At 49.8% G+C, this 3,647-nt stretch carries 2 rRNA genes; both read right to left on the bottom strand.

Annotated elements, in window-relative coordinates:
* Positions 1 to 360: 360 nt before the first annotated feature.
* Positions 361 to 472 (bottom strand): 5S ribosomal RNA (gene rrf / locus TBC1_RS04015).
* Between the two features lie 103 nt (positions 473 to 575).
* Positions 576 to 3,489, bottom strand: a 23S ribosomal RNA gene (locus TBC1_RS04010).
* Between the last annotated feature and the right edge of the window lie 158 nt (positions 3,490 to 3,647).

Below are 3,647 nucleotides of genomic sequence, written 5' to 3'. Positions count from 1 at the left end.
AGACGACGAGACGCGGGCGGGCTTAACTTCTCTGTGATTCCCTCCCCCTCAGACCGATATGTTTAAAACCACAAAAGGCTACCCTTTCGGATAGCCTTTGTGTTATAAGGTTGGCGACGACCGGATTATATCTCGTCGGTTTATCGCGTTTTTCAGCGATAAGCTGACGAGACTCCCACCTGGTTTGGCAGTATCTCGTCATCTCGTCAGACGAAGGTGAAGCAATCTGAAGATAATTTTCAATGTCTGACCAGACGACGAGACGCGGGCGGGCTTAACTTCTCTGTGATTCCCTCCCCCTCAGACCGATATGTTTAAAACCACAAAAGGCTACCCTTTCGGATAGCCTTTGTGTTATAAGGTTGGCGACGACCTACTCTCCCACCTGGTTTGGCAGTACCATCGGCGCTGGTGGGCTTAACTTCTCTGTTCGGAATGGGAAGAGGTGGACACCACCGCTAAAGTCACCTTAAGCTTTTGAATATGATACATCCTTTTAAAAAAAGGATTGACATGTGCAGGAAGAAGGTCCACTGCCCCATTGAAGGGGACAGGTGAAGTAAAAGAGTTTGTACCTAAGAAAGTTTACGGGTAATTAGTATCGCTCGGCTTTGACATTACTGTCTTTACACCTGCGACCTATCAACGTCGTAGTCTACAACGACCCTTAAAAGAAGTCTCATCTTGAGCTGAGTTTCGCACTTAGATGCTTTCAGCGCTTATCTCATCCATACGTGGCTACCCTGCGATGCAGCTGGCGCAACAACAGGTACACCAGAGGTATGTCCGACTCGGTCCTCTCGTACTAGAGTCAGGTGCTCTCAAACTTCTAACGCCCACAACAGATAGGGACCGAACTGTCTCGCGACGTTCTGAACCCAGCTCACGTGCCACTTTAATCGGCGAACAGCCGAACCCTTGGGACCTTCTCCAGCCCCAGGATGTGACGAGCCGACATCGAGGTGCCAAACCACTCCGTCGATGTGAGCTCTTGGGAGTGATCAGCCTGTTATCCCCGGCGTACCTTTTATCCTTTGAGCGATGGCCCTTCCATACGGAACCACCGGATCACTATGTCCTAGTTTCCTACCTGATCGACTTGTTGGTCTCACAGTCAAGCACCCTTATGCCATTGCACTCTACGCACGGTTACCAAGCGTGCTGAGGGTACCTTTGAAAGCCTCCGTTACGCTTTTGGAGGCGACCACCCCAGTCAAACTACCCACCAAACACTGTCTCCCGCCCTTGGCGGGATTAGGCACCGAATAAACAAAGGGTGGTATTTCAAGGATGACTCCACGACTCCTGGCGAAGCCGCTTCACAGTCTCCCACCTATCCTACACATCGTTTATTCAATGTCAATGTTAAGCTATAGTGAAGGTGCACGGGGTCTTTCCGTCCCGTTGCGGGTATCCGGCATCTTCACCGGAACTACAATTTCACCGAGCTCATAGTTGAGACAGTGCCCAGATCGTTACACCATTCGTGCAGGTCGGAACTTACCCGACAAGGAATTTCGCTACCTTAGGACCGTTATAGTTACGGCCGCCGTTTACTGGGGCTTCAATTCAAAGCTTCGCCTTGCGACTAACCTCTCCTCTTAACCTTCCAGCACCGGGCAGGTGTCAGGCCTTATACGTCATCTTTCGATTTAGCAAAGCCATGTGTTTTTGATAAACAGTCGCCTGGGCCATTTCTCTGCGGCCCCGATTGCTCGGGGCGTCCTTTCTCCCGAAGTTACAGGACTAATTTGCCTAGTTCCTTAACTATGATTCACTCGAGCACCTTTGGATACTCTCCTCGACCACCTGTGTCGGTTTCCGGTACGGGCGCCAATAACCTGATGCTTAGAGGTTTTTCCTGGAAGTCTGTTTACAGCAATTATCCGCTCAGCCGAAGCCTCACGGTACTATCAGGTTCGACATCCCCTACGGATTTGCCTGTAAGGAATTTATCTACACCCTTCAACGTACTATTCCGTCAGTACGCATGCTTGTCACTACTCCGTCACCCCATCGCAGTTATTGCCGGTACATGAATATTAACATGTTGTCCATCGACTTCGCCTTTCGGCTACGCCTTAGGTCCCGACTAACCCTGATCCGATTAGCGTTGATCAGGAAACCTTGGTCTTCCGGTGTGCGGGTTTCTCACCCGCATTATCGTTACTTATGCCTACATTTGCTTTTCCGGACGCTCCAGCATGCCTTACAACACACCTTCTACGCTGACCGGAATGCTCCCCTACCAGTCGTGTCTTATGACACAAATCCACAGTTTCGGTAGTATACTTATGCCCGATTATCATCCACGCCCGACCGCTCGACTAGTGAGCTGTTACGCACTCTTTAAATGAATGGCTGCTTCCAAGCCAACATCCTAGCTGTCAATGCAGTCGAACCTCGTTAGATCAACTTAGCATACATTTGGGGACCTTAACTGATGGTCTGGGTTCTTTCCCTCTCGGCGCAGGACCTTAGCACCCTACGCCTCACTCCCGAGTATATTTTATAGCATTCGGAGTTTGTCAGGAATTGGTAGGCGGTGAAGCCCCCGCATCCTATCAGTAGCTCTACCTCTATAAAACTCAACCTCGAGGCTGCCCCTAAAGGCATTTCGGGGAGTACGAGCTATCTCTCAGTTTGATTAGCCTTTCACCCCTACCCACAACTCATCCAAAGACTTTTCAACGTCAACTGGTTCGGTCCTTCAGTCCGTGTTACCGGACCTTCAACCTGGTCATGGGTAGATCACAAAGTTTCGCGTCTACCCCCTCTGACTCTTCGCCCTGTTCAGACTCGCTTTCGCTTCGGCTCCGTGCTTTAAAACACTTAACCTTGCCAGAGAGGAGTAACTCGTAGGCTCATTATGCAAAAGGCACGCCGTTAGCTACTACCATAGCAAGCTATGGCCTGGCCTCCGACCGTTTGTAGGCGCACGGTTTCAGGTTCTATTGCACTCCGCTGTTCGCGGTTCTTTTCACCTTTCCTTCACAGTACTGGTTCGCTATCGGTCTCTCAGGAGTATTTAGCCTTGCCAGATGGTGCTGGCAGATTCCCACAGGATTTCTCCGGTCCCGCGGTACTCAGGATACTGCGCGTGTAGTAAATTTGTTTCGCTTACAGGACTATCACCTCCTATGGTTACACTTTCCAGTGTGATTCAACTACAAATTTACAGTCAACTGTTGCAGTCCTACAACCCCACACATGCCGTAACATCTGTGGTTTGGGCTGTTCCCCGTTCGCTCGCCACTACTTAGGGAATCACTATTGTTTTCTTCTCCTGCGGTTACTTAGATGTTTCAGTTCACCGCGTTTGCTCCCCGATTTCTCGGGATGATACGTCTTCAACGTACCGGGTTGCCCCATTCGGATATCTCCGGATCAAAGGTTATTTGCACCTCCCCGAAGCTTTTCGCAGCTTATCACGTCCTTCTTCGCCTCTGAGAGCCAAGGCATCCACCCTGCGCCCTTAATAACTTTCTTAGTTATCTTTTATTAATTGTACTCGATTCTACTCTTCTACCTTAGTGGAGCGACCGACGTCTTTTACCTCATCGCCCTCCCTCTTAAGGCAGTTTCTCTTCTTCCAACATGTCAAAGAACTTATTTATTTCCGGATTTTTAATTGCGGATTTCGGATT

The sequence above is a fragment of the Lentimicrobium saccharophilum genome, from assembly GCF_001192835.1.
GTDB classification, from domain to species: Bacteria; Bacteroidota; Bacteroidia; order Bacteroidales; family Lentimicrobiaceae; genus Lentimicrobium; species Lentimicrobium saccharophilum.
Note: the sequence above shows the minus strand (reverse complement) of the source record. Positions and strands in the feature narration are given on the sequence as shown.